At 32.9% G+C, this 24095-nt stretch carries 26 protein-coding genes and 3 tRNA genes; 16 read left to right on the forward strand and 13 right to left on the reverse strand.

Annotated features, from left to right (window positions below; translation table 11 throughout):
* Window positions 1-657 precede the first annotated feature (657 nt).
* From P6733_RS17145 to rplT, 6 genes are all read left to right on the forward strand, one after another.
* Window positions 658-1236, forward strand: a complete 579-nt coding sequence (locus tag P6733_RS17145) for an NAD(P)H-dependent oxidoreductase (protein ID WP_306354186.1) — start codon at window positions 658-660, stop codon at window positions 1234-1236.
* A 6-nt stretch (window positions 1237-1242) separates the two neighbouring features.
* Window positions 1243-1863, forward strand: a complete 621-nt coding sequence (locus P6733_RS17150) for a biopolymer transporter ExbD (RefSeq protein ID WP_306354187.1) — start codon at window positions 1243-1245, stop codon at window positions 1861-1863.
* Between the two features lie 237 nt (window positions 1864-2100).
* Window positions 2101-4053, forward strand: a complete 1953-nt coding sequence (gene thrS / locus P6733_RS17155) for a threonine--tRNA ligase (protein WP_306354188.1) — start codon at window positions 2101-2103, stop codon at window positions 4051-4053.
* A gap of 16 nt (window positions 4054-4069) precedes the next feature.
* Window positions 4070-4624 carry a translation initiation factor IF-3 gene (gene infC / locus P6733_RS17160; RefSeq protein WP_372339314.1) on the forward strand — a complete coding sequence of 185 codons (555 nt, stop codon included), beginning with the start codon at window positions 4070-4072 and terminating at the stop codon, window positions 4622-4624.
* A gap of 36 nt (window positions 4625-4660) precedes the next feature.
* Complete coding sequence (gene rpmI / locus P6733_RS17165; RefSeq protein WP_306354189.1) at window positions 4661-4858, forward strand: 50S ribosomal protein L35; 198 nt, start codon at window positions 4661-4663, stop codon at window positions 4856-4858.
* A gap of 97 nt (window positions 4859-4955) precedes the next feature.
* A complete protein-coding gene (gene rplT / locus P6733_RS17170; protein WP_306354190.1) occupies window positions 4956-5300 on the forward strand; it encodes a 50S ribosomal protein L20 in 345 nt (114 codons plus the stop codon).
* 94 nt (window positions 5301-5394) lie between these two features.
* Here rplT and P6733_RS17175 read toward each other — a convergent pair whose 3' ends face one another.
* The 7 genes from P6733_RS17175 to tgt all read right to left on the reverse strand — a co-directional run bounded on the left by P6733_RS17175 (window position 5395) and on the right by tgt (window position 13571).
* Complete coding sequence (locus P6733_RS17175) at window positions 5395-6306, reverse strand: glutaminase (RefSeq protein ID WP_306354191.1); 912 nt, start codon at window positions 6304-6306, stop codon at window positions 5395-5397.
* Window positions 6307-6341: 35 nt separating this feature from the next.
* Window positions 6342-7619, reverse strand: coding sequence for an asparagine synthetase B (locus tag P6733_RS17180; RefSeq protein ID WP_306354192.1), 1278 nt, complete (start codon window positions 7617-7619; stop codon window positions 6342-6344).
* A 132-nt stretch (window positions 7620-7751) separates the two neighbouring features.
* On the reverse strand, window positions 7752-9296 hold the full coding sequence (dnaB, locus tag P6733_RS17185; protein ID WP_306354193.1) for a replicative DNA helicase: 1545 nt from the start codon (window positions 9294-9296) through the stop codon (window positions 7752-7754).
* A gap of 141 nt (window positions 9297-9437) precedes the next feature.
* A complete protein-coding gene (locus tag P6733_RS17190; protein ID WP_306354194.1) occupies window positions 9438-10391 on the reverse strand; it encodes an acetyl-CoA carboxylase carboxyltransferase subunit alpha in 954 nt (317 codons plus the stop codon).
* A gap of 79 nt (window positions 10392-10470) precedes the next feature.
* Complete coding sequence (locus tag P6733_RS17195; RefSeq protein WP_306354195.1) at window positions 10471-11355, reverse strand: DMT family transporter; 885 nt, start codon at window positions 11353-11355, stop codon at window positions 10471-10473.
* Window positions 11342-12418, reverse strand: a complete 1077-nt coding sequence (locus P6733_RS17200; protein ID WP_306354196.1) for an LptF/LptG family permease — start codon at window positions 12416-12418, stop codon at window positions 11342-11344. Before P6733_RS17200 ends, P6733_RS17195 begins: the two co-directional genes overlap by 14 nt.
* 22 nt (window positions 12419-12440) lie before the next feature.
* Window positions 12441-13571 carry a tRNA guanosine(34) transglycosylase Tgt gene (gene tgt / locus P6733_RS17205; RefSeq protein WP_306354197.1) on the reverse strand — a complete coding sequence of 377 codons (1131 nt, stop codon included), beginning with the start codon at window positions 13569-13571 and terminating at the stop codon, window positions 12441-12443.
* Between the two features lie 297 nt (window positions 13572-13868).
* Here tgt and P6733_RS17210 point away from each other — a divergent pair, with 297 nt between their 5' ends.
* From P6733_RS17210 to P6733_RS17220, 3 genes are read left to right on the forward strand one after another with little or no spacing between them, the layout of a single operon-like run.
* Complete coding sequence (locus P6733_RS17210) at window positions 13869-14717, forward strand: transketolase (RefSeq protein WP_306354198.1); 849 nt, start codon at window positions 13869-13871, stop codon at window positions 14715-14717.
* Window position 14718: 1 nt separating this feature from the next.
* A complete protein-coding gene (locus P6733_RS17215) occupies window positions 14719-15387 on the forward strand; it encodes a hypothetical protein (RefSeq protein WP_306354199.1) in 669 nt (222 codons plus the stop codon).
* Between the two features lie 11 nt (window positions 15388-15398).
* Window positions 15399-16352, forward strand: a complete 954-nt coding sequence (locus tag P6733_RS17220; RefSeq protein WP_306354200.1) for a transketolase family protein — start codon at window positions 15399-15401, stop codon at window positions 16350-16352.
* A gap of 153 nt (window positions 16353-16505) precedes the next feature.
* Here P6733_RS17220 and P6733_RS17225 read toward each other — a convergent pair whose 3' ends face one another.
* Window positions 16506-17459 (reverse strand): FKBP-type peptidyl-prolyl cis-trans isomerase, encoded by a 954-nt coding sequence (locus P6733_RS17225; RefSeq protein ID WP_306354201.1) that lies wholly within the window; start codon window positions 17457-17459, stop codon window positions 16506-16508.
* A gap of 79 nt (window positions 17460-17538) precedes the next feature.
* On the opposite strand from P6733_RS17225, the gene P6733_RS17230 reads away from it, so the two are divergent.
* Both P6733_RS17230 and P6733_RS17235 read left to right on the forward strand, forming a co-directional pair.
* The gene (locus P6733_RS17230) at window positions 17539-17931 is read left to right on the forward strand and encodes an RNA-binding S4 domain-containing protein (protein ID WP_306354202.1); all 393 of its coding nucleotides are present in this window, start codon (window positions 17539-17541) and stop codon (window positions 17929-17931) included.
* A 44-nt stretch (window positions 17932-17975) separates the two neighbouring features.
* On the forward strand, window positions 17976-18473 hold the full coding sequence (locus P6733_RS17235; protein WP_306354203.1) for a phosphoribosyltransferase domain-containing protein: 498 nt from the start codon (window positions 17976-17978) through the stop codon (window positions 18471-18473).
* Here the strand turns inward: P6733_RS17235 and P6733_RS17240 are convergent.
* The gene (locus P6733_RS17240) at window positions 18465-18983 is read right to left on the reverse strand and encodes a shikimate kinase (RefSeq protein ID WP_306354204.1); all 519 of its coding nucleotides are present in this window, start codon (window positions 18981-18983) and stop codon (window positions 18465-18467) included. The genes P6733_RS17235 and P6733_RS17240 overlap by 9 nt on opposite strands.
* Before the next feature lie 128 nt (window positions 18984-19111).
* On the opposite strand from P6733_RS17240, the gene P6733_RS17245 reads away from it, so the two are divergent.
* From P6733_RS17245 to P6733_RS17255, 3 genes are all read left to right on the forward strand, one after another.
* Window positions 19112-19184: transfer RNA gene (locus tag P6733_RS17245), tRNA-Lys, on the forward strand.
* Between the two features lie 38 nt (window positions 19185-19222).
* Window positions 19223-19295, forward strand: a tRNA-Lys gene (locus tag P6733_RS17250).
* A 43-nt stretch (window positions 19296-19338) separates the two neighbouring features.
* A tRNA-Leu gene (locus P6733_RS17255) sits at window positions 19339-19421 on the forward strand.
* A 149-nt stretch (window positions 19422-19570) separates the two neighbouring features.
* Here P6733_RS17255 and P6733_RS17260 read toward each other — a convergent pair.
* Both P6733_RS17260 and P6733_RS17265 read right to left on the reverse strand, forming a co-directional pair.
* Window positions 19571-20506: a YncE family protein gene (locus P6733_RS17260; RefSeq protein ID WP_306354205.1), complete on the reverse strand. Its 936-nt coding sequence runs from the start codon at window positions 20504-20506 to the stop codon at window positions 19571-19573.
* A 420-nt stretch (window positions 20507-20926) separates the two neighbouring features.
* Window positions 20927-21295 carry a winged helix-turn-helix transcriptional regulator gene (locus P6733_RS17265; protein WP_306354206.1) on the reverse strand — a complete coding sequence of 123 codons (369 nt, stop codon included), beginning with the start codon at window positions 21293-21295 and terminating at the stop codon, window positions 20927-20929.
* A gap of 194 nt (window positions 21296-21489) precedes the next feature.
* Between P6733_RS17265 and P6733_RS17270 the strand changes: the two genes are divergently transcribed.
* The gene (locus P6733_RS17270; RefSeq protein ID WP_306354207.1) at window positions 21490-22020 is read left to right on the forward strand and encodes an NAD(P)H-dependent oxidoreductase; all 531 of its coding nucleotides are present in this window, start codon (window positions 21490-21492) and stop codon (window positions 22018-22020) included.
* Window positions 22021-22118: 98 nt separating this feature from the next.
* On the opposite strand, the gene P6733_RS17275 is transcribed toward P6733_RS17270, so the two are convergent.
* Together P6733_RS17275 and P6733_RS17280 are read right to left on the reverse strand one after the other, a co-directional pair.
* Complete coding sequence (locus P6733_RS17275) at window positions 22119-22967, reverse strand: hypothetical protein (protein WP_306354208.1); 849 nt, start codon at window positions 22965-22967, stop codon at window positions 22119-22121.
* An 18-nt stretch (window positions 22968-22985) separates the two neighbouring features.
* On the reverse strand, window positions 22986-23348 hold the full coding sequence (locus tag P6733_RS17280; protein ID WP_306354209.1) for a peptidase associated/transthyretin-like domain-containing protein: 363 nt from the start codon (window positions 23346-23348) through the stop codon (window positions 22986-22988).
* A gap of 185 nt (window positions 23349-23533) precedes the next feature.
* Here P6733_RS17280 and P6733_RS17285 point away from each other — a divergent pair, with 185 nt between their 5' ends.
* Complete coding sequence (locus tag P6733_RS17285; RefSeq protein ID WP_306354210.1) at window positions 23534-24067, forward strand: GNAT family N-acetyltransferase; 534 nt, start codon at window positions 23534-23536, stop codon at window positions 24065-24067.
* Window positions 24068-24095: the final 28 nt, after the last annotated feature.

Below are 24095 nucleotides of genomic sequence, written 5' to 3' on the forward strand. Positions count from 1 at the left end.
TTCGGGTCGGCAAAGCTAAATCTTTTTTACATCTCTCGCAAATCTTTTTTTATCTTTTTTCTAAAAGCTAAATCCCAATCTGACTGCTGTATTTCTGATGAACTTGTGCGCTGTTGCGGGTGCAAAAGTAATACTCTTTTTGTTTTCTGCAAATTTATTTTGAAGTTTTTTCAAACTTTATTTTTAAACCCGCATTCCTCAGTATTTCTTATGAACTTCGCTCTTATTGCGGGTGCAAAACTACCACCTTTTTCTACATTTCCAAGCCTTTTTTTGAATTATTTTTAAATTATTTCAATAAAAAATCATAACTCACTGATTTACCGTTTTTTGAAACGCATCTTTTTCAAACAATATTATCAATTTAGCCCGCCTTACCCCGAATTCCTACCCATCGCAAGCAGACAGACAACCCAAAACCTATTCTTATTCTATACTATATAGGTAAAAAGCATAATATTCAATCCATACAACATACTCTCCTTCCTCCTATTATATAAACAACAAAGCTTATTTCCTCTCTTAATAACACCTAACCTTATTCTTCTACCTATATATAGGTAAAAGAATCTCTTTTCATATCACCACTTTTATAGACATATGTCTAATAGAATAGTACCCCTTCCAATATACTTTTGTTTTCAAATATTATCAAACATGAAAAAGATACTAATCATCAATGGACATCCTAATCCTAATAGCTTATGCTTCTCTTTAGCAAAAGCATATAAAGACGGAGCTATTGAAGCAAATGCAATGGTAAAAGAAATCACAGTTACAACATTAAGCTTTAATCCAAATCTTGCATACGGTTATCAGAAAAGAACAACACTAGAACCAGACTTAGAAGAAGCGTGGGAAAAAATACTTTGGGCACAACACATCGTTTGGATTCATCCTGTATGGTGGGGTGGAGTTCCAGCTGTACTAAAAGGTTTCATCGATCGTCTTTTCCTTCCCGGTAGAGCTTTTCAATATATTGAAAACTCTTATCAATGGGAAAAACTCCTCAAAGGAAAGACAGCACATATCATCACTACACTAGATCAGCCTGGTTGGTACTATTATTTATTCTACGGAAAACCAAGCGTCAATCAGCTTAAGAAATCAACTTTAGAGTTTTGTGGAATCACCCCAGTAAAAGTTACCTATATAGGTATTGTAAAAAACTCAACACAAGAGAAACGATCTAAATGGATTGCTCAAATAAAAAAGCTTGGTCAACAATTAAAGTAAAGCCTCATGAATACTAAAAAATCATCCACCAAAAAAAGCACTGCTATCGATATGACCGCAATGGTAGATATTGCTTTCCTACTACTGACCTTTTTAATATTAACTGCTCAAGCCAAAAAACCTGAAATTCTTCCAGTAGATTTGCCATTATCTGCCGTCAATTCTAATCTACCAAAAGAAACTGCTATTATAACAATAAGCAAAGGGAAACTATTTTTTAGCATCGAAAATGAACGCATTAGAAAAAGAGCTTTGGAAAGAATCTCTGAAAAATACAATATCACTTTTACGGAAGATGAAAAATCAAGCTTCAGTAAAATGGACGGACATGGTATTCCGCTTTCACAAATGAAGCAAGTTTTAAATCTGCCACATAACAAAAGACCCGAAGCTTCCTTTCACAATGGAATACCTACAGATTCTATAGGCACGAATCCATCCGAGCTTTACGATTGGATAAAAGAAACACGTATAGCTACAAAAGAAATCAATAACATACAACTAGAATTCGCAATCAAAGGTGATGCCAATGAATCTTACCCTACTGTTAAAAAGGTCATTGATATACTACAGAGCCAAAACATCAATCGTTTTCATTTAATCACAAACCTTAGACGCACAATGTAACCATCAAAAATAAAGCACATCAAAGCACCTTTTGAAACAACAAGGAAAAAACATAGCACCTTCACTATTACTCCTTATATAATAAGTAATCAGATTCCTTCATTATATCTATATACAATAAAGGCTAAAAATCATTTTATTTCATAAAAAACCAATAGAAATAATCACACATTCTGTGATTTATACATCTATTTTAGTAGATTAATATTATATTTGCGTTCATAAAATTTTGAATTAATGATAAAGATTACGCTACCGGATGGTTCGGTAAAAGAGTTTACTAAAGGTGTTACACCTATAGATGTAGCAAAGAGCATCAGTGAAGGATTTGCTCGAAATGTAATTTCAGCATCTCATAATGGTACAACAATAGAAACGACCACGCCTTTAACGGAAGATGGTGCACTCATATTATATACATGGAATGACAAAGAGGGTAAAAAAGCTTTTTGGCATTCTACCTCTCACGTATTGGCGCAAGCTTTACAAGAAACTTACCCTGGAATCAAATTAACGATAGGACCTGCTATAGAAAATGGTTTCTATTATGATGTTGATTTTGGTGAGCATACTTTTACAGATAAGGATTTTAAATCTATTGAAGATAAAATCTTAGCAATCTCGAGAGAGAAACATGAATTCAAAATGCGTTCTGCTACAAAAGCAGAAGCACTTGCTTTTTACAAAGAAGACAATAACCCTTATAAAACAGAATTGATAGAGAATCTTGAGGATGGCACTATCACTTTCTGTGATCATGCAACTTTTACTGACTTATGTCGTGGTGGTCATATTCCAAACACTGGACTTATTAAAGCTGTAAAAATCATGAGTGTTGCTGGTGCTTATTGGAGGGGTGATGAAAAGAACAAACAACTTACAAGAGTTTATGGTATTTCATTTCCAAAACAAAAAGATCTAACAGAATATCTTGAATTACTGGAAGAGGCAAAACGTCGCGACCACAGAAAACTAGGTAAAGAATTAGAATTATTTGCTTTCTCTTCAAAAGTAGGTCAGGGTTTACCTTTATGGTTACCCAAGGGAGCAGCTTTAAGAGATCGTCTAGAGCAGTTTTTGAAAAAAGCACAGAAAAAAGCAGGATACGAACAAGTTGTTACACCTCATATTGGACAAAAAGAGCTTTATGTTACTTCTGGTCATTATGCTAAGTATGGTGCTGATAGCTTCCAACCTATACATACTCCTAATGAAGGAGAAGAGTTTTTATTAAAACCAATGAACTGTCCTCACCATTGTGAGATATACAATACAAAACCTTGGTCTTATAAAGACTTGCCAAAACGTTATGCAGAATTTGGAACTGTATATCGTTATGAGCAAAGTGGTGAATTGCATGGTTTAACACGTGTTAGAGGATTTACTCAGGATGATGCTCATATTTTCTGTACACCAGAGCAATTGGATGAAGAATTTAAAAAAGTAATTGACCTTGTACTTTATGTATTTAGCTCATTAGGTTTTGAAAACTTTACTGCTCAGATTTCATTGAGAGATCAAGAGAACAGAGAGAAGTATATTGGTTCTGACGAAAATTGGGAAAAAGCTGAAAATGCAATTATCAACGCTGCCCGTGATAAAAATTTAAACACTGTTATAGAATATGGTGAAGCTGCATTCTATGGACCAAAATTAGATTTCATGGTAAAAGATGCTTTGGGAAGACAATGGCAATTAGGAACTATCCAAGTTGATTATAACTTACCAGAACGTTTTGACCTTACCTATAAAGGCTCAGATAACGAATTACACCGACCAGTAATGATCCATAGAGCACCTTTTGGATCGATGGAACGTTTTATCGCTATTTTACTAGAACATACTGGAGGAAATTTCCCACTTTGGCTGATGCCAGAGCAAGCTATTATATTATCTCTCAGCGAGAAATATGAGAAATATGCGAAAAAAGTTTTAGATTTGCTAGAAAATCACGAAATTCGCGCCCTGATTGATAACCGAAATGAAACTATCGGGAAGAAAATCAGAGATGCAGAAATGCAGAAAACCCCATTTATGCTGATTGTCGGAGAGGAAGAGGAGAAAAACGGAACGATTTCTATACGCCGTCACGGTGATTCAGGAAAAGGAAATATTAGCGTTACAATAGAAGAATTTGCTTCAATTGTGAACGAAGAAGTAAATAAGACATTAAAAACATTCAAAGTTTAACTTAAATTTTAAAGCCATAGCAATAAGAAACAACAGGGGTTACCAACCCCGAGTAGAAAAGAAAGATGCACACAGAATTAACAGTGCAATACGTGTTCCTGAGGTAAGACTTGTGGGAGAAAACGTGGAGCCTGGAGTTTTCAAAACTTCAGTAGCTTTACAAATGGCAGAAGGTTTCGAACTTGACCTAGTTGAGATTTCACCAAATGCTGAGCCTCCTGTATGTAAAATCATGGATTACAAAAAGTTTCTTTATGAACAAAAGAAACGAGACAAAATGCTAAAGGCAAAATCTACTCAAATTGTAGTTAAAGAAATCAGATTTGGTCCACAAACTGACGAACATGATTATGAGTTTAAGAGAAAGAATGCTGAGAAGTTCTTAAAAGACGGTGCTAAATTAAAAGCATTTGTATTTTTCAAAGGACGTTCAATCATCTATAAGGATCAAGGACAAATCTTATTATTAAGACTAGCAACAGATCTTGAAGAATTTGGAAAAGTTGAGGCAATGCCAGTATTGGAAGGTAAAAGAATGATTATGTTTATCGCTCCAAAGAAAAAGAAATAAAAATAAGTAAGTAAGATAAATTTAATAAGGAAGAAGATGCCTAAAATGAAAACCAAATCTAGTGCTAAGAAGCGTTTCAAGCTTACTGGTTCTGGAAAGATTAAAAGAAAGCACGCATTTAAGAGTCACATTTTGACTAAAAAATCTAAAAAGCGTAAGCTAGCGTTAACACACTCTGCATTAGTTCACAAGACTGATTTAAAAAGTGTTAAACAACAATTAAGATTAATCTAATTAATCTTATAGGTTAAAACAATTTAATAACCTTGGAGTATGGCTAATAAGTTTTTAGAATAGTCTAAAGCGCCTACTACAAAAAAAAAGTAAAATTATGCCAAGATCAGTAAATTCTGTAGCAAAAAGAGCTAGAAGAAAAAAAATATTAAAGCAAGCCAAAGGTTTCTTTGGAAGACGTAAAAACGTTTGGACAGTAGCTAAAAACGCGGTTGAGAAAGCAATGTGCTATGCTTACCGTGATAGAAAAGCAAAAAAGAGAAACTTCCGTGCATTATGGATTATGCGTATTAACGCTGGAGCTAGATTACATGGAATGTCTTACTCTCAATTCATTGGTAAAGTAAAAGCTAACGGAATCGAATTGAACAGAAAAGTTCTTGCAGATTTAGCGATGAACCACCCTGAAGCTTTCAAAGCTGTTGTGAATAAAATTAAATAAACGTTTGTAAAACACATTTATCTTACTTATTTTAAAAAAGCCATCAAATTTAGTTTTGATGGCTTTTTTTTATACTCTTTGTTTTATAAACACACTAAAAGATAGACATACCTGTTTTGGTGGTTAGCAACTCTAATGCTTTAATTCCAATAACTGAATTCCCTTTTGTATTTAATTTTGGACTCCATGTTGCCACGCAAAAATGATTCGGATACATCGCAACAATGCCTCCACCTATACCACTCTTTCCTGGTAAGCCTACCTTATACGTAAAGTCGCCAGATTCATCATAGAAACCACAAGTTTGCATTATAGCATTTAATCTTTTTACTTGACTTTTTGAAAGGATTGTATTTCCAGCCAATGTCTTCCCTTCATTTGCAAAAAACATAAATGATTGTGCCAATTCTTTACAGGTCATTTCAATAGAGCATTGATGATAATAGAAATCTAAAACTTTGTCTACATCATTTTCAATGTTTCCAAAAGACTTCAATAAATTAGCTAAAGCTGCATTTCTATATCCTGTATTCTTCTCTGATAAAGCTACATTGTAATTATAGTCTATATCTTGGCAGGCAGTACTATTTTTTACAAAGTTTAAAAATTCCTCTTTTGGGTTTTCAAATATTGAAACGAGCATATCTGCAATGACTAATGCTCCTGCATTAATAAATGGGTTTCTAGGTTTTCCCATCTCATATTCTAATTGCACTAAAGAATTGAATGGATCACCAGATGGCTCCACACCTACACGCTCCCATATTTTTTCACCTAAATAGGAAAAAGCTAATGACAATGTAAGTACTTTTGAAACACTTTGAATGGAGAATTTTTCATTACTATCGCCAATGGCATAGTTTTCTCCTTGTATTGTAATAATATGGATTCCGAATTTAGAAGGATCTATTTTAGCTAATTCTGGAATTGATAACGAAACTGCTCCTTCATTTTTAAATGTTTTCGTTTCTTGAGCAATTTCTTTTAAAATGATATCGTAGTTCATTTGTTGTATTCAATCAATTACTATGATTATTCTAATTATGTTTTTTGCTGTTTTTTACGCGCAGCTGGGAATAATACATTATTTAAAATCAATCTGTATCCTGGTGAATTTGGGTGTAAATCTAAAACTGTTGGTGCATCTCCTACTTTATGTTGGTAATCTTCCGGATCATGGCCTCCATAAAAAGTAAACATTCCTTTGCCTTTTGTTCCATGTATATAACGGGCTTCTCCATTTACAGCATTTTCACCCATAATTAAAACATTAGATTTAATTAGATTACTTGTAAAAGCAGTCGTTTGCCCCATAAACCCTTTGATTAGTTGGGTATGGTTTTGACATAGCATGGAAGGTATTGGATCCCATTTTGCAGAAAATTCCATTAATCCGAAATAATCTTTTTCGGGTGGGATGTTTCTTTTCTGTGTCATATCAATATCTGAAAACTCATATACCGTAGGACTGCGTTCTAAAATATAATCTTTAAATGCAAAAGTTTTAGCATAGTCTATTCTGGATTGATAATTAGGATCACTTTGATCACCATCAAACATCGGCTCACAAATATCAACTCCTTCAGCTGATAGGGCAATATCAAAACTATCAGTAGCAGAACACATCGCAAACATAAATCCTCCACCTATCACAAAGTTGTTAATCTTCTTTGCTACTGCTAATTTTTCTTCTGATACTTTAGCGAATCCTAACTTTGTTGCTAGTGCTTCTGCATCTTTCTTTTGTTCAATATACCATGGCACATTTCTATAGGCACCAAAAAATTTACCATATTGTCCCGTAAAATCCTCATGGTGTAAATGCAACCAATCGTATAACAATAATGCATCTCCTAATATTTCTTCATCATAAATAGTTACAAATGGTATTTCTGCATAGGTTAAAACTAAAGTTACAGCATCATCCCAAGGTTGTTTCCCTTTTGGTGTATAAACAGCAATTTTGGGTGCTTTTTCTAATACAACTGTTTCCATGTTTTGAGATGGACTACTAATTTCATCTAATATTGAATTGGTCTGTGCATCGGAAAGCTGTTCAAAGCTCACTCCTCTTATTTGGCATTCTTTTCTAATTTCTGGTGCGTCGGGCATTAAAAATGATCCTCCTCTATAATTCAATAACCAACTTACTTTATAATTTTTACTGAGTGACCAATAGGTAATCCCGTATGCTTTTAGATGATTTTGCTGAGAAGTATCATCCATAGGTAGTAAAATGAATGATGCCCAAGAAGATGTAGTGGTTAACAATACTAAAAAACATAGTATTGCTGTAAAATTTGGCTTAATCAACTTCATTTTTATTTTTAATTCGAAGATAAGCTTATTTATTTTTTCATGCAAAAAAGAAACCTCTAGTATAAAATCATATTTTATGCTAGAGGTTTCTCAATACAATATTACTTATTGTATTACTTTATAGTATTCTTGTTAGAATGGAACATCACTGTCATCATCAATACTATTCATATTACTTCCAAATGCGTCATTTGCAGATGGTAAATTTTTAGTCATAAACGGATTATCATCAAGATTCATTTTAGACGGCAAATCATCAAAGCCGCTTCCGTATTCATCAAGGTTATCGAACTTACCAAGATTTCCAATAAATTTCAAACGAATATTATCCAATCCACCATTTCTGTGTTTTGCAATAATAAATTCTGCTTGTCCTTCTGTTGGTGAATGTTCATCATCATCCCATTCCTCAATCTTATAGTACTCTGGTCTATAGATAAAAGATACAATATCCGCATCTTGCTCAATCGCTCCAGATTCACGAAGATCCGAAAGTAAAGGTCTTTTACTTGATCCACGGGTTTCCACCGCACGCGATAGTTGTGATAAGGCAATTACTGGAACACTTAATTCTTTTGCTAATGCTTTTAAGTTTCGCGAGATAGTAGAAATCTCCTGCTCACGATTTCCTCCGCCTTTTCCACCACCACCGGCTGTCATTAATTGCAAATAATCTACAATAATGAGTTTAATCCCGTATTGAGAAGCTAAACGTCTTGCTTTAGCACGTAAATCGAAAATAGATAGTGAAGGTGTATCATCAATGTATAAAGGGGCTTTTTCTAAATTTTTCACCTTAATACTCAATTGTTCCCATTCATGTTTTTCTAATTTTCCTGTTCTTAATTTTTCGGAAGAAAGTCCTGTCTCACTAGAAATCAAACGGGTAATTAACTGAACGGAGGACATCTCCAAAGAAAACAAAGCTACGGCATGATTCGTATCAATCGCAATATTTCTGGCCATTGATAATACGAATGCTGTTTTACCCATACCAGGACGAGCAGCGATAATAATTAAATCACTTGGTTGCCAACCTGAGGTTAGCTTATCTAATTTATCAAATCCTGTTGCAATACCACTAAGACCTTCCTTATTGGCAATTTCTTCAATTCTTTTTTTCGCTTGAATTACTAAACTTTGTGCTGTTTCAGAGCTTCTTTTAATATTTCCTTGCGTTACTTCATATAACTTTGATTCAGCTTTGTCAAGTAAATCAAAAACATCCGTACTTTCATCATATGATTCTTCGATAATCTCAGAAGAAATTTTAATTAAACTACGTTGAATAAATTTCTGTAAAATAATTCTAGAGTGAAATTCGATGTGTGCAGAAGATGAAATTTTCTGTGTTAATTGAATCAGATAAAAATCTCCTCCAGACAGCTCTAGTTTTCCACTTTTTTTCAACTGTGTGGAGACTGTTAATAAGTCAATTGGTTGAGAATCATTAAACAATTGAACGATCGCTTCAAAAATGTATTTATGCGCTTCTTTATAAAAGGCATCCGGTTGTAAAATATCGATCACCTCGTCAACCCCTTTCTTATCAATCATCATTGCCCCTAGCACCGCCTCTTCTAGATCAAGTGCTTGAGGAGGCAACTTGCCTTTTTCAAGATTTATTACAGCAGATCGATCTGCTTTCATTGGGTTTATATTCCTTAGGTTTTCCATATAGCGAAAGTAACTAAAATTTAAAAGTTTATGGGTTAGAGTTATTAATTAATAATGTTAACAACTTCGTTTTTATTGTTAACAACCAAAAAAAAATCCGAAACCACTGGGCTTCGGATTACATTTATTTATTGTAAGATTTTACTCTTTGAATTCGCCCATTTTGCTGTATTTGTCCATACGCTGAGCAATTAATTTCGCTGTTGATAAGTCTTTCAATTCATTGTATCCTTTTAAAATATATTTTTCAACAGTTTTAAAAGTTGTATCTCTATCATAATGAGCTCCTCCTAATGGTTCAGGAATAATATCATCAATCAAGTTTTGTTTTTTCATATCAAATGCAGTCAGTTTTAAGGCTTCTGCAGCTTGTTCTTTATATTCCCAGCTTCTCCATAAAATTGATGAACAAGACTCTGGAGAAATAACAGAATACCATGTATTTTCCAACATTAATACTCTATCTCCAACACCTATTCCTAATGCTCCACCTGATGCTCCTTCTCCTACAATTACTGTAATGATAGGCACTTTCAAACGAATCATTTCGAAGATATTTCTTGCAATAGCTTCACCTTGTCCACGTTCTTCTGCTTCTAATCCTGGATATGCACCTGGAGTATCTACAAGCGTTAAAACTGGAATACCAAATTTCTCTGCCATTTTCATTAAACGTAAAGCTTTACGGTATCCTTCAGGATTCGCCATACCGAAATTTCTGTATTGACGTGTTTTTGTATTGAAACCTTTTTGTTGACCTACAATCATAAATGATTGTCCTCCAATTTTACCTAAACCACCAATCATTGCTTTATCATCTTTGAATCCACGATCTCCGTGTAGTTCTAAGAATGTATCGCCACAAAGTGCTTTTACGTGATCTAATGTATAAGGCCTGCTAGGGTGTCTAGATAGTTGTACACGTTGCCAAGCAGTAAGGTTTTTGTATATATTCTTCTTAGTTTCTTCTAGTTTTTTCTCAATTTGCTTGCATGTATTAGTCACATCTACATCCGATTCTTGACCAATAATCATACATTTATCTAACTGATCCTCAAGTTCTTTAATAGGAAGCTCAAAATCTAAATATTCCATAGGATTTGTGCATTTTTAGTTTTAGTTCGAACCACAAAGATAAAATTTAAAATTGTGAACGAAAGTAATATTTAATAAATTAGTTTCTAACTTTTTTATAATTCTTGATAATCCCATTAATTATAACGGTTGAGAGTATTACAAGGGCTCCAATATAAAACTCAAAGCTCATTTTTTCTTTTTCTGGAAAAAAGATTACTGCGAGTATAATTCCATATATAGGTTCCATATTAATCGTCAACATTACAGTGTAAGGCGTAAGAAACTGCATCACCTTTACAGAGCCTATAAACGCATAGGCTGTACAGATTGAACTTAATACAAATAACCATCCCCAATCTGAAGTTGTTAGTGTAAAAAATTCTGCTTTGAAACTTCCCGTAAACAATAAAAATAAAGTCAGAAAGAAAACTCCACCAACTAATTCATAGAATGTAATTACTGTAGGTGAATATTGTTTTGCAAATTTCCCGTTGATTACAGAAAACAAAGCGGATAGAAATGCTGAGATTAAAGCCAGAATAATTCCTTCAATATAATTACCTTGTACGTTGAATATGATATACAATCCGAAGATTACTACTATTCCAAAAAGCACTTCATACCATATCACTTTTCTTTTATAGAAAATGGGTTCCAAAAGTGAGGCAAAAAATGCCCCTGTAGACAAACATGCTAGTGTAAGGGAAACATTTGAAACCTTAATTGCCATAAAGAATGTAAGCCAATGTATTGCAATGACTAATCCTGCAAAGAGAAAGCGAATCCCAGTCATTACTGGTATCTTTAATGAAATCTTTTTATAGGCTATAAACAACGCTATAAAGCCAACGGCCAATAGCATTCTATACCAAACTAACGGTAAGGCATCTAGCGATATTAAAGCTCCTAAAATAGCTGTAAATCCCCAAATAAAAACAATTAGATGAAGTTGGAAATAACTTTTGATATTATCGTTTTGCATTGCGTAATAGATAGATTGCTAATACCCCAAAAGTTAAGTTTGGTAACCAAACTGCTAATAATGGTGGTAAACTGGATTTTTCTGCCATAGTACCAAAAATCTTATCAAAGAAAATAAAAGTAAATGCTAAACCGATTCCCAGCGCTAGATTAACTCCCATTCCTCCTCTTCTTTTCATCGAGGATACTGCAACTGCAATAATTGTTAAGATAAATGCCGAAATTGGCAAACTGTATTTTTTATATTTTACAACTAAATAAATATTAATATTTGACGAACCTCTCATTTTTTCCTTCTCAATAAACTTATTCAAATCGGATAAATTCAGCGTTTCAGCCATATAAATTACTGGAGTCAAATCGTCTAAGTCAAAGTTAAACACCGTGTCTTTACTTTGCTCAGTTATTAAAACATCGTCAAACTCTCCTACTTTTCTTTTTGTAAAATTGGTAAGCGTATATGTACTATCATTCGGATTCCATTTAATTCGATCTGCCACTAATTTGTATTGTAGTTGATCGCCTTTGAATTTCTCCATAGAGAACTGAAATCCTATTTTTGAAACTGGATTAAAATTGTTTACGTGTATAAACTCATCATCACTAATTTGTCTGTACACGTCATTATTTTCTCGAACTTCATTGTTCTTTTTCAAATAGGTATACTTAAAATCATTGAATCCTTGGCTTGCCTTTGGCACTACAAAAAACCCCATTAATAAAGCAAAAACCGAAACTATTGTTGCTCCAATGATATAGGGTCTAAGAAATCGGTAAAAAGAGATTCCAGAACTTAAGATGGCAATGATTTCTGTATTATTGGCTAATTTTGAAGTGAACCAAATTACCGATAAGAATAAAAATATCGGAAACAATAGGTTCGCAAAATATATCGTGAAATTAAAATAGTATACTGCGACCGCAGCAAGGGGTACTTTACTTTCTAAAATTCTATTAATTTTCTCTGAAACGTCTATTACTATACCAATGGGTATAAACAGTAATAGCATTACTGAGAATGTAGCTAAATATCTTTTTAGGATGTATTTATCAATAATACTCATTGAAGTTCTACTCGATTTTTAGTTATAACCTTTGATCCATTTGTCTAACCATTTTGTTTTTCCACTCATGGAAATCTCCCTCTAAGATATGTTTTCTTGCTTCACGAACCAACCATAAATAAAAACCAAGATTGTGTATCGTTGCAATTTGTTTTCCTAAGTATTCATTTGCTGCAAATAAGTGACGTAAATAAGCCTTTGTATACTCTGTATCTACAAATGTAATTCCCATTTCGTCAATAGGAGAAAAATCTGCCTCCCATTTTTTATTTTTGATATTAATTGTTCCGTTTGCTGTAAAAAGCATTCCATTACGTGCATTACGTGTAGGCATTACACAGTCAAACATATCAATTCCAAGTGCAATATTCTCCAAGATATTAATTGGAGTACCAACTCCCATTAAGTAACGTGGTTTATCTACTGGTAAAATGTCACATACAATTTCGGTCATTGCATACATTTCTTCGGCAGGTTCTCCTACAGATAATCCTCCAATTGCATTTCCTTGTGCACCAGCATTAGCAATATATTCCGCTGATTGTTGGCGTAAATCTTTATACGTACTTCCTTGAACAATTGGGAAGAATGTTTGTTCATACCCATATTTGTACGGTAATTTTTCCAAATGATTAATACATCTGTCTAACCAACGGTGCGTCATGTGCATTGAACGTTGTGCGTATCGATAGTCACATGGATAAGGTGTACATTCATCAAAAGCCATAATGATATCAGCTCCGATTGTTCTTTGTATTTCCATTACACTTTCTGGTGAAAAGAAATGGTACGAACCATCAATATGTGATTTGAATTTTACTCCTTCTTCTTTAATTTTTCTATTACTGGATAAAGAATACACTTGGTATCCTCCACTGTCTGTTAAAATATTACGGTCCCAGTTCATGAATTTATGCAATCCTCCTGCTTTTTCAAGAATTTCTGTTTGTGGTCGTAAGTATAGATGGTATGTATTTCCCAGAATAATATCTGGATTAATATCTTCTCTTAATTCTCTTTGATGTACGCCTTTTACAGAAGCGACAGTTCCAACTGGCATAAAAATAGGTGTTTCAATAACACCGTGATCTGTTGTTATTTTCCCAGCTCTAGCTTTAGATAATGGGTCATTCTTTAATAAATCAAATTTCATAATAGCATTTTACAGTCGGCAAAGATAGCTTAATTACGCTATTGAGAAAGGTGTATTTCTGAAAATTGTAACATTAATTAACTGATATAATGTTCTATTCAAAATATTGTGTTGTTTCTAATTCAATTCTATACATTTCTTGCAATTGTGAAGAATTGTTCTGTTACTCTGGTGCATAATTATTTCTGGAAAGCACAATTTTTACCGTTTATATAAATCCTGAAGTTATTGATAAAACTTTTGCCGAAAGCCAAAATAAAAATTACTTTTGTGCTGGTTATAATTTAAAAACATAAAATGAAGCCTAACACACAACAATTAAACGATTTAACGATTCAAGTACGCAGAGATATTCTTCGTATGGTTCACGCTGTAAACTCAGGACACCCAGGTGGTTCTTTAGGTTGTACAGAATTTTTAGTAGCTCTTTACAACAATTTAATGGACCGCAAAGAAGGTTTTGATATGGACGGTAAAGGAGAGGATTTATTCTTTCTTTCAAATGGTCATATTTCTCCTGTATTTTATAGTGTATTAGCAAGAGCTGGATATTTCCCTGTAAGTGAATTAGCTACATTCAGGTTATTAAATTCTCGTTTACAAGGTCACCCTACTACACATGAAGGCTTACCTGGTATTCGTATTGCTTCTGGTTCTTTAGGACAAGGAATGTCAGTAGCTATTGGTACTGCATTAACTAAAAAACTAAATGGAGATAATCATCTAGTATATAGTTTACATGGCGATGGTGAATTACAGGAAGGTCAAATCTGGGAAGCTGCAATGTATGCTGCTGGAAATAAAGTAGACAATATCATTTCTACGATTGACTTAAATGGAAAGCAAATTGACGGTGCTACTGACGAAGTATTACCAATGGGTGATTTAAAAGCGAAATTTGAAGCTTTTGGTTGGGATGTATTAGAAATCAAAGAAGGTAACTCTATTGATGCAATCATTACTGGAATGACTGACGCTAAATCAAGAACAGGAAAAGGAAAACCAGTTTGTGTATTATTATACACTGAAATGGGTAATGGAGTTGACTTCATGATGCATACACATGCGTGGCATGGAAAAGCACCAAATGATGAACAATTAGAAAAAGCATTAGCACAAAACCCAACAACCTTAGGAGATTACTAATATGAAAAAGAATATCATTGCATCCCTATTTTTAGTGTTTTTAGCATTTACAGCTACCGCACAAAAAAGTGATTTTAAATTTGACTATTTATTAGAATATGATTCTTATGATGGATCAACATTGAATTATTATATTAATTCAAAAGATGCAAGTTATATACTTTCAGATGGTGCTGCACAATCACTAATTAAAGAAGGATATCAAGTTACTTTTAATATTTCCATAAAAGGAGAATTACGTCTTACAAATGTAATTCCTGATCCAACAACTGAGAATACAACAAAATTTGTTGCGGGAAAAACAGATAATTCTATTGTTACAATTAATGGGTTTAAATGTAAAAAATACACTTATACTACCGAATTAATAGATGATTATGATGAAACAATAAAACATCCTATCACCTACGAGGCTTACATTATGGAAGACAACAGTAATTCTCTTACTGCACTAAATAATTCGGCCATGGTTATCCCTGATTATATCAAGTACAAGAATTTTCCAAAAGGGACATTAGTAGAATTCAAAAATGTTGTTGATAGCTATTATGTGGCTCAAACTAATCTTTCTTTAAAAAAGATTACTCGTTTGGACCAACCTATTGAAATAGCAATTACTTCAAATCAGATTACTGATTATCTTATAAAAAATCAAAAAAAGGCATACTAAACACACAACTAATGAAAAAATATATAAATACAGGTAATAAAGATACTCGTTCTGGTTTCGGAGCAGGTTTGACGGAATTAGGACAAAAGAATGAAAATGTAGTTGCATTATGTGCTGATTTAATTGGATCATTAAAAATGGATGATTTCAAAAAGAATCACCCTGAGCGTTTCTTTCAAATTGGTATTGCAGAAGCAAATATGATTGGTATTGCTGCAGGAATGACTATTGGTGGGAAAATTCCATTTACTGGAACTTTCGCTAACTTCTCTACAGGAAGGGTATATGACCAAATTCGTCAATCTGTTGCTTATTCTGATAAAAATGTAAAAATTTGTGCTTCACATGCAGGTTTAACACTTGGTGAGGATGGAGCTACACATCAAATACTAGAAGATATTGGATTAATGAAAATGTTACCTGGAATGACAGTAATCAATACTTGTGATTATAATCAAACTAAGGCTGCAACATTAGCTATTGCGGATCATCATGGCCCTGTTTATTTACGTTTTGGTAGACCAAGTGTTCCAAACTTCACACCAGAAAATGGAACTTTCGAAATTGGTAAAGCTGTTCTTCTAAACGAAGGAACTGATGTTACCATTATCGCTACAGGTCACTTAGTTTGGGAAGCTCTTGAAGCGGCGGCGGCATTAGAAACTCAAGGTATCTCAGCAGAAGTAATCAACATTCATACAATCAAACCTCTTGATGATGCAGCAATTTTAAAATCTGTTGCAAAAACAGGTTGTGTTGTTACAGCAGAAGAGCATAACTTCTTAGGAGGTTTAGGCGAAAGTGTTGCACGTGTATTATCATTAAATCATCCAGCACCACAAGAATTCGTTGCCGTACAAGACAGTTTTGGAGAATCTGGAACACCAGACCAATTAATGGAGAAATATGGCTTAAATCGTCAATCTATTGAGAAAGCTGCTTTAAAAGTGGTAAAGAGAAAATAATCTATACTCAAAATATCAAAAGCCGTTTAATTTAAAATTAAACGGCTTTTTTATTCCTGAAAATATCTAAATAAAAAGCCCTATTCTTTCGAATAGGGCTTTTTATTTTATATAATACAATCAAATTATAATATAATTTGTTTGTCTAATTTTCTAATGACAACTTGGATCTAAATGTCTCTTTAATCCTCCAGTACCACCTTGGCAATTTGGGATTAAATCAAAAGGATATCGTACTCCATTAGCATCTTTAATTTCTTGTTTCGTTAAAAACCCATCACCATCATCATCAATATCTAAAAAGTTAGGAATACCATCTCCATCACTATCATCATCGTAAAGATCTCCATTTCCATTTAAATCTTCATTAATTGACAGTACACCATCTTTATCATGATCTCTATGTTTCAATTGATATAGATTAACAGAAAAAATAAGAGGAGAATATGCCTTTATAACATTTTCACCTGTACCTATTGCTTGATTAAAGTAACCTATTCCAGAAGGAATAAAAACAACTCCAGCACCATAACCACTAAATGTAATTGTACCGTCATTATTTTGTGTATAGGTTCCTGTTTTTAATTCTGGTAATAAATTTCTAAATCCTGAAATTGATTCTTCTAATTTGAACCATACTGGATTTACAGCTGCATCAAATTGTTTATTTTCTAAATCCCATCCTCTATATCCTACAAAAGTTGAATCTGCTTTAGTCGCCTTTGTTCCGGTTCCTTCATTCAATATTAAATAGTATAGTTTATAGTCAATATTATCATCAACTCTTACCCCTAAAATATCATTTTGTGATGCATAATTTCTATTATCATTTTTCATCATTTTAAATTGCAATGGGTAGGTCGTTTGTGTTCTGATAGATTGTTGAGTACCACCAGCAGGAATTTTAGTGAATTTTACATTAAAATTTTCATCTACCGATTCTATATAGTGCGTATCAAGATATTGATCTATTGCTATTATATCGTTACTATACTGCATTCCACGATCTCTAGGAGGTGCAACCGACACATCATCATCATTCTTTTTACAAGAAAACAAGCTGATACCTACAAGTAGTAAAAGAGAAAAAAACTTAAATTTGTTCATTATTGTTAATTTTTGAGCGCAAGATACAATTTTGATTTATTTTTGTATTAACAATTAACAGTGATTTTTCCAAAATAGTATGAGAATAGATAAATATTTATGGTGTATAAGATATTATAAAACCAGAAGTATCGCTACCGAAGCAGCTAAAAAAGGTCATTTTACTGTAAACGGACAAGCTGCAAAACCTTCCAGAGAAGTATTCCCTACTGATAAAATCACATTACGTAAGGATCAAATCATTTACACTTTAACCGTTTTAGATGTTCCTCCTAATCGTGTTGCGGCTAAATTAGTAGATATTTACCGAAAAGATGAAACTCCTGCTGAGGCTTTCGCTCATTTGGAATTATTAAAACTTACTAAGGAGCATTACCGCAAACAAGGAACAGGAAGACCAACTAAAAAAGACCGAAGAGAACTTGACGAATATGGTGATTCCTACGAAGAGGAAGAAAACGATCTAGACTAAAAATTAAAAAAACGAATACTTTTTACTAAAAAAACAACAAATTCATGAGCAAGAATATCATCCTGAATCATCAAGAAATTGAACATAAGACAAAACGTATTGCCTACCAAATCTACGAGACTTTTGTTGATGAAAAAGAAATCGTTATTGCTGGTATTGCAAAAAGTGGATTTATATTCGCTCAAAAAATCGCTACTGCTTTAAATGAAATTTCAGACATTAATGTCATATTGTGTGAAGTTTACATCAATAAAGAAAACCCACAGAATCCAATTACGACTTCATTAAGTCCTGACCAATATAAAAACAAAGGATTAATCCTTGTTGATGATGTTTTAAATTCAGGTACAACATTAGTATATGGTGTAAAACATTTCTTGGATGTCCCATTAAAGAAATTCAAAACAGCCGTATTAGTGGATCGAAATCACAAAAAATATCCTGTAAAAGCAGATTTCAAAGGCATTTCACTTTCAACCTCATCTTTTGAACATGTTCAGGTTGTTTTTGATGAAAAACAAGACTACGCTTATTTAAGCTAGTACCTTTATTATTTCCGCCACTATTTCATCGGGAGATTTTCCATCTACGGAAATCTTATGTTTTGCTTGGTTATAATAATAGCTTCGATCAAAAAGATGCTTTGCGATATACTCTTTTAATTCCTCAGCATCTTTAGTGGCAATTAGTGGCCTATTTTCCTTTTCTAGCAAAAGTCTTGCATAGAGCTCCTCTACGGACGCTTTTAAATAAATTGACACAACACCATCCTTTTTCAATAATTCGTGATTATTGGCATAACAGGGAGTCCCTCCTCCTATACTTAGAATCATCTCCTCCTCTGAACCCATCAAATTATTAAAAACCTGGCTCTCTATTTTTCTAAAATAAATCTCTCCTCGTTCTTTAAAAATATCCTTTATTGATTTTTCTTCTTTTTTTTCGATGATTTGATCCAAATCTAACGAGTCTATACTTACAGATTTTGACAATAATTGAGCAATTGTTGACTTACCTGAGCCCATATACCCTAACAATACAATTTTTAACATAACAATAAAACCCTACAAATTAAGCGGTTAAGAAATTTAATTAAAAAAAAAACAAATTTATGACAAAAATGCTTTGAAAAATAAATAAATAGGCCTTATATTTGCACCCGCATTCAAGAAACGAATATGACTCGATAGCTCAGTTGGTAGAGCACATCACTTTTAATGATGGGGTCCTGGGTTCGAGCCCCAGTCGGGTCACAAATTGTGACTTACAATATAAGTTTCTTGAGAGCAATGACTCGATAGCTCAGTTGGTAGAGCACATCACTTTTAATGATGGGGTCCTGGGTTCGAGCCCCAGTCGGGTCACAAAAAGGTCGAGTATTAATTTACTTGACCTTTTTTCATTTAAGGCCACGTGGAGAAACGGTAGACTTGCCATCTTGAGGGGGTGGTGCTCGTAAGGGCGTGTGGGTTCAAATCCCACCGTGGTCACAACAAAAAAGACTAAACAATTACTACTTAATTGTTTAGTCTTTTTTATTTCTAAATATAGTCGACATCTAGTCTAAAATTAAATATTCTAAGACACGAAAGTCTTATAAATTATACCTCTACTCTCCAAGGGACTATTTACATTGAGCTTAGCTCTTGATTTTTTCTATAATAACCTTCCCACTTTCAAACAGGGTAAAAATATAACAACTTTTATCTTCACTTATAAGAAAAGCCGGTGGCCCATCATATGCAGATACTTTAGTTAATCCTTTCAATTGTAAATTTGTAATTGTATTTTCTGAAATTGGCTTTATTGGAAAGGGAATAGCATGCACGTTATGGTTCCAATTTGTAAAATATATCATTTTATCATCACACTGTATTGCATCGAAGAAACACAGATCTGTACAATTCATTTGATAAATCAAATTTAATTTGCGACTTTTCCAATCTATCGCAAGAAGATTGGATGGAGAAGCATTGTTTTTATTTGCAGTAGCGTAAACTGTTCCGGTAGCACCATTCCATGTAAGCCCACTTACCCCATTTAGCATTGCAGCATCTGTAGGATCAGTAACAAAAGGTTTAAACGTTTTACCAGCAATATCTATCTCGTAAATCATTCCTTTATCTGTTCCAGACACTAACAGACTACCATTCGCAAACGTAAGATCATTGAGTCTTGTACTTCCTGGTATAGTAATTTCAAAAATCATTTTTCGAGAATCAAGATCAAAACCTACTACTCTATCATATGCTACTGCATATAACGTATTTTCGTGTACCTTAATTCCTAATGGACCCTGACTTTTAAGAATATCAGTACCTGTAGGCAAAAAATTAACTTCCTCTATCGTATTTGTTAGTAGATTGACTTTACTAATATAACCTTTACCATTTTTAACATTTGCTACATACAAATTATTGCCTTTCTGACTTAAACTTTCAGGTTGTGAAAAACCAATAATTTCACCCGGAATCATAAAGGAAGTTGTTTTAGCAGATTTTTGAGCTTGAATGCCTTGTACACCTAAAATAATTGATAAATAAAGCGCGCTCTTTAAAAGAAATGAAAATTTCATAAGAATATATTTTTTAAGTTGATTGATGGTCGTAAATTACAGAACTAAAAATACAATCTAAGTCATAATAATACCACTTTTGGTGTTTATTGACTACCTGATTTTTATCAATATTAATCATCAGTAGGTGGCTTTATAACTAAACTATTTGTTTGATATTGATTGTCAAGAGAAATATTAACAGATAAAATAACTTACTCCAATATGACTTCATGCATTATATTTTATCGGAAAATAGCACTCCTAACCCTAATCATCATCGTATTTTCGAGTTGCCATAACAATACTAAGGTATATGATGAAAGTCGGGAAATAGTTCCTAATCCAGAGGGATATCAAAAAGATACTTTTATCGAACCTATTCAGGACTCCACTCAAGTTCTAGATAGTGTACACAAAATAAAATAACTTTTCCTATGCTTATTTTAGTACTTCTGGAGCTTCTCTTTCCATGATTTTTTTCAACTGAGGAACAAAACCCTCTCCCCATTGATCTACCGCAGAAATTAATGGCAATAAAGATTTCCCTGATTCTGTGAGATAATATTCCACGCGCAATGGAACTTCTTTATACATAATCTTTTCTAAAAGCCCATGAAACTCTAGTTCTTTCAATTGATTTTGCAATACACGTTTGGTAATACCATTGATAGCATGTACTAAGTCTTTAGGTCGTTTTATATCTTTTGACACTTCATCTAGTATGCAAAATTTCCATTTAGAACCTACAACTTCCATCGCAACACTAAGACCGCATTCATAATCAATTGGAATTTTTCGCTGGTACATACTCTTTGTTTTTATGTTTTGATTTTACAAAAGTAAAAAGAAACTCACTATATCTACATGGTGATGAAATTATCACTATATGATTAATTTATCCCGTATTGTTCAATTCCTGAGCAAATTGGATCTTTGCATGAACAAACGAATCGAATATCAAAAACAAAAGTATTCGTCAACATTTACACTAACAATAAATCATGAAAATCCTTATAGTTATCATTCATCCAAATTTAGAAAATTCAGTCATCAACAAACGCTGGATAGAAGAATTAGAAAAATATCCAAATCGATATACTCTTCATAATCTACATCAAATGTATCCTGATGAGAATATTGATGTCCGAAAAGAGCAAGAATTAATTGAAGCTCATGATACAATTGTATTTCAATTTCCTTTTTATTGGTTTAATTCTCCTCCTTTTTTCAAAAAATGGCTTGATGTTGTACTCCTACACGGATGGGCTTATGGTACGAATAGCGGCTATAAACTTGCGGGTAAAAAAATTGCACTTAGCCTTACTGTAGGAATAAATGAAGAAGATTATACCGCATCAGGAAGATACAAATACACCTTAGAACAGCTGACTGCTCCTTTTGAAATAACGTTTAATTACATTAAAACAGACTATAAACCGCTCTTTGCTTTTTATGGAACAGAGCACAACGCAACATTAGACCGAATTGAGAAAAGTATACAGGATTATATTTCTTACCTTAATCAATTGTAACTATCGCAATAAAAAAAGCGACTGTTAGCAGTCGCTTTTTTTTATCTATGAAGAATCATATCCTGTATAATTCTGTTTCTTTTTATTTCTGTTTATTTTTATTTTTGTTTCGAAGGCTCATAATGAAATGGACCTGGATCGTAATTCTCATCACATTCATCGGTAAGAATCGATTTACCAGAAGCATCTATAGTCTTATAGGACATTTTGGCTTCAACTTTTTGAATCGGAACGTCTCCTAACCAACTATTTTCTTCTCTGAACTTTTCAATTTCTGCTTTTTTAAAGCGCTGCATTTGCACAGCTAGTACCTTTATAGCTGAATCATTCTTATTATTGCTCTTTTTCAGTTCCTCTATATTATTCAGAGTATATTTTTTATCCTTGAATTCAATTGTCCAATTTTCTGATTTAATATCCTTGCCTTTATTTGCTACAATACAAATACCTTCATATTTTTCCGGAATGGAATAGGTATACAAAGCATAGTCTTTTTTAGGTTCATCTATAGCAATGGTTACTTCATCCATTTCTTTTCGTGGAATTTTTATTGAAAGGTATTCTTTATAAGCGCATCCATCGCGTTGCTTTAGGATAGGTCGAAATATATTTTGATTTTTACTTTTCAGTCCCATATTAAAATAGAAATTTTGAAACCCGAAGTTTTGAAAATAAACTCGATCAGTTCCATCCCAATCAAAAACAAAAAGATCAATCGGATCATTACTGAATTTTAGGACAATTTTATTTTTCTCCACCAGCTCCCATATTCCTTTTAAACATTGGCCTTTCTTCAACATATGAAAACTCCCTTTTGTATCTAACACAATAAGAAGATTTTCAGGTTCTATTTCTCCTGTTTTTAAAGTATAATTACCAGTAAACTGGGAATACATATTGATACTCCAAAAGAATATCATTATTGATATAATTATAGCTTTTATCATGATACATGTTTAGTTCAACTATTCCATTATTGGTGCAAGAAAAATGGTATCTGGTTTCGGATTCAAAAACGTATATTCTAATCTTTCTCCATGCTGTGACCAAACCGAAGGTATCGTATCTTGTCTATATCTTGGAATACTGAAAACTAAATCCGTAATAGAATTTGTGTTGTTTTCTATTTTAAAATATCCTTTTACATCAGTTGTCGCCGATTGTGGATTGGTAACAAAACTCTCTTTCACCAAGACATTCATCAAAGGTTTTTTGGTTTCTTGGTCATATACATAACCATGATAGAAATTTTGTCGCTTACAGCAACATAACAAAAGAAGTATTACTGGTAGAAAAAACTTCAAGTAATAATTGATTTCTTTTTTCATAATTTAAACAATCTGTGTTTGATTTCTTTCCACTCTTTTCTTTGCTAATATAAAACCAAAATAAACAATATGTCTATTTATTGAATGCTAATATTGTCCTGCCAAAACAATTTATATATATTGAATTATCCTTATAAAACACAATTGAACTCTTGTTTTTAATATATTTGAAATAAACTTCAGTTATGAATACTATCACGTATAGAACAATGAAACCAAGTGAATTGATCAAAATAAAAGAAATTGATCGATCAGAATATATTCATGAAATCTATGTTTTTGAAAACAATGTGTTAGTACTAAAACCCGATCATTGTATTGTGAATTCATTTGATACCGAAGAACTTGAAGCCATGATTGAAAAACAGCATCATATCTTAGAAGGGCAAGGAACCGTTATCGGAGCTTTTGAAATGGATAAACTTATCGGTGTAGCTTCTGTAGAAAACAAAAAAAGAGGTATAAATGCGGACTATAGCAAAATGGATATTCTATATGTTAGTAACAAATATAGAGGAAAGAAAATTGGCCATAGTCTAATTGAAGCATGTAAAGATGTTGCTACAACATTTGGTACCAACAAACTTTATATTTCTGCAACTCCTACAAAAGCTACAGTTGATTTCTATCTTAGAGAAGGTGCTATTTTGACAAAGGAAATAGATTCAGAATTGTTTAAATTAGAGCCATTGGACATCCATTTAGAATTACAATTTTAATCTGAAGGAATTACTTTTCATCAATCCA

It is taken from the genome of Flavobacterium aerium, assembly GCF_030766725.1.
GTDB classification, from domain to species: Bacteria; Bacteroidota; Bacteroidia; order Flavobacteriales; family Flavobacteriaceae; genus Flavobacterium; species Flavobacterium aerium.

Excerpts from the sequence above, each read along its gene's own strand:
- P6733_RS17145 (WP_306354186.1), top strand. The coding sequence starts at position 658 with ATGAAAAAGATACTAATCATCAATGGACATCCTAATCCTAATAGCTTA.
- P6733_RS17150 (WP_306354187.1), top strand. The coding sequence starts at position 1,243 with ATGAATACTAAAAAATCATCCACCAAAAAAAGCACTGCTATCGATATG.
- thrS (WP_306354188.1), top strand. The coding sequence starts at position 2,101 with ATGATAAAGATTACGCTACCGGATGGTTCGGTAAAAGAGTTTACTAAA.
- rpmI (WP_306354189.1), top strand. The coding sequence starts at position 4,661 with ATGCCTAAAATGAAAACCAAATCTAGTGCTAAGAAGCGTTTCAAGCTT.
- rplT (WP_306354190.1), top strand. The coding sequence starts at position 4,956 with ATGCCAAGATCAGTAAATTCTGTAGCAAAAAGAGCTAGAAGAAAAAAA.
- P6733_RS17175 (WP_306354191.1), bottom strand. The coding sequence starts at position 6,306 with ATGAACTACGATATCATTTTAAAAGAAATTGCTCAAGAAACGAAAACA.
- P6733_RS17180 (WP_306354192.1), bottom strand. The coding sequence starts at position 7,619 with ATGAAGTTGATTAAGCCAAATTTTACAGCAATACTATGTTTTTTAGTA.
- dnaB (WP_306354193.1), bottom strand. The coding sequence starts at position 9,296 with ATGGAAAACCTAAGGAATATAAACCCAATGAAAGCAGATCGATCTGCT.
- P6733_RS17190 (WP_306354194.1), bottom strand. The coding sequence starts at position 10,391 with ATGGAATATTTAGATTTTGAGCTTCCTATTAAAGAACTTGAGGATCAG.
- P6733_RS17195 (WP_306354195.1), bottom strand. The coding sequence starts at position 11,355 with ATGCAAAACGATAATATCAAAAGTTATTTCCAACTTCATCTAATTGTT.
- P6733_RS17200 (WP_306354196.1), bottom strand. The coding sequence starts at position 12,418 with ATGAGTATTATTGATAAATACATCCTAAAAAGATATTTAGCTACATTC.
- tgt (WP_306354197.1), bottom strand. The coding sequence starts at position 13,571 with ATGAAATTTGATTTATTAAAGAATGACCCATTATCTAAAGCTAGAGCT.
- P6733_RS17210 (WP_306354198.1), top strand. The coding sequence starts at position 13,869 with ATGAAGCCTAACACACAACAATTAAACGATTTAACGATTCAAGTACGC.
- P6733_RS17215 (WP_306354199.1), top strand. The coding sequence starts at position 14,719 with ATGAAAAAGAATATCATTGCATCCCTATTTTTAGTGTTTTTAGCATTT.
- P6733_RS17220 (WP_306354200.1), top strand. The coding sequence starts at position 15,399 with ATGAAAAAATATATAAATACAGGTAATAAAGATACTCGTTCTGGTTTC.
- P6733_RS17225 (WP_306354201.1), bottom strand. The coding sequence starts at position 17,459 with ATGAACAAATTTAAGTTTTTTTCTCTTTTACTACTTGTAGGTATCAGC.
- P6733_RS17230 (WP_306354202.1), top strand. The coding sequence starts at position 17,539 with ATGAGAATAGATAAATATTTATGGTGTATAAGATATTATAAAACCAGA.
- P6733_RS17235 (WP_306354203.1), top strand. The coding sequence starts at position 17,976 with ATGAGCAAGAATATCATCCTGAATCATCAAGAAATTGAACATAAGACA.
- P6733_RS17240 (WP_306354204.1), bottom strand. The coding sequence starts at position 18,983 with ATGTTAAAAATTGTATTGTTAGGGTATATGGGCTCAGGTAAGTCAACA.
- P6733_RS17260 (WP_306354205.1), bottom strand. The coding sequence starts at position 20,506 with ATGAAATTTTCATTTCTTTTAAAGAGCGCGCTTTATTTATCAATTATT.
- P6733_RS17265 (WP_306354206.1), bottom strand. The coding sequence starts at position 21,295 with ATGTACCAGCGAAAAATTCCAATTGATTATGAATGCGGTCTTAGTGTT.
- P6733_RS17270 (WP_306354207.1), top strand. The coding sequence starts at position 21,490 with ATGAAAATCCTTATAGTTATCATTCATCCAAATTTAGAAAATTCAGTC.
- P6733_RS17275 (WP_306354208.1), bottom strand. The coding sequence starts at position 22,967 with ATGATAAAAGCTATAATTATATCAATAATGATATTCTTTTGGAGTATC.
- P6733_RS17280 (WP_306354209.1), bottom strand. The coding sequence starts at position 23,348 with ATGAAAAAAGAAATCAATTATTACTTGAAGTTTTTTCTACCAGTAATA.
- P6733_RS17285 (WP_306354210.1), top strand. The coding sequence starts at position 23,534 with ATGAATACTATCACGTATAGAACAATGAAACCAAGTGAATTGATCAAA.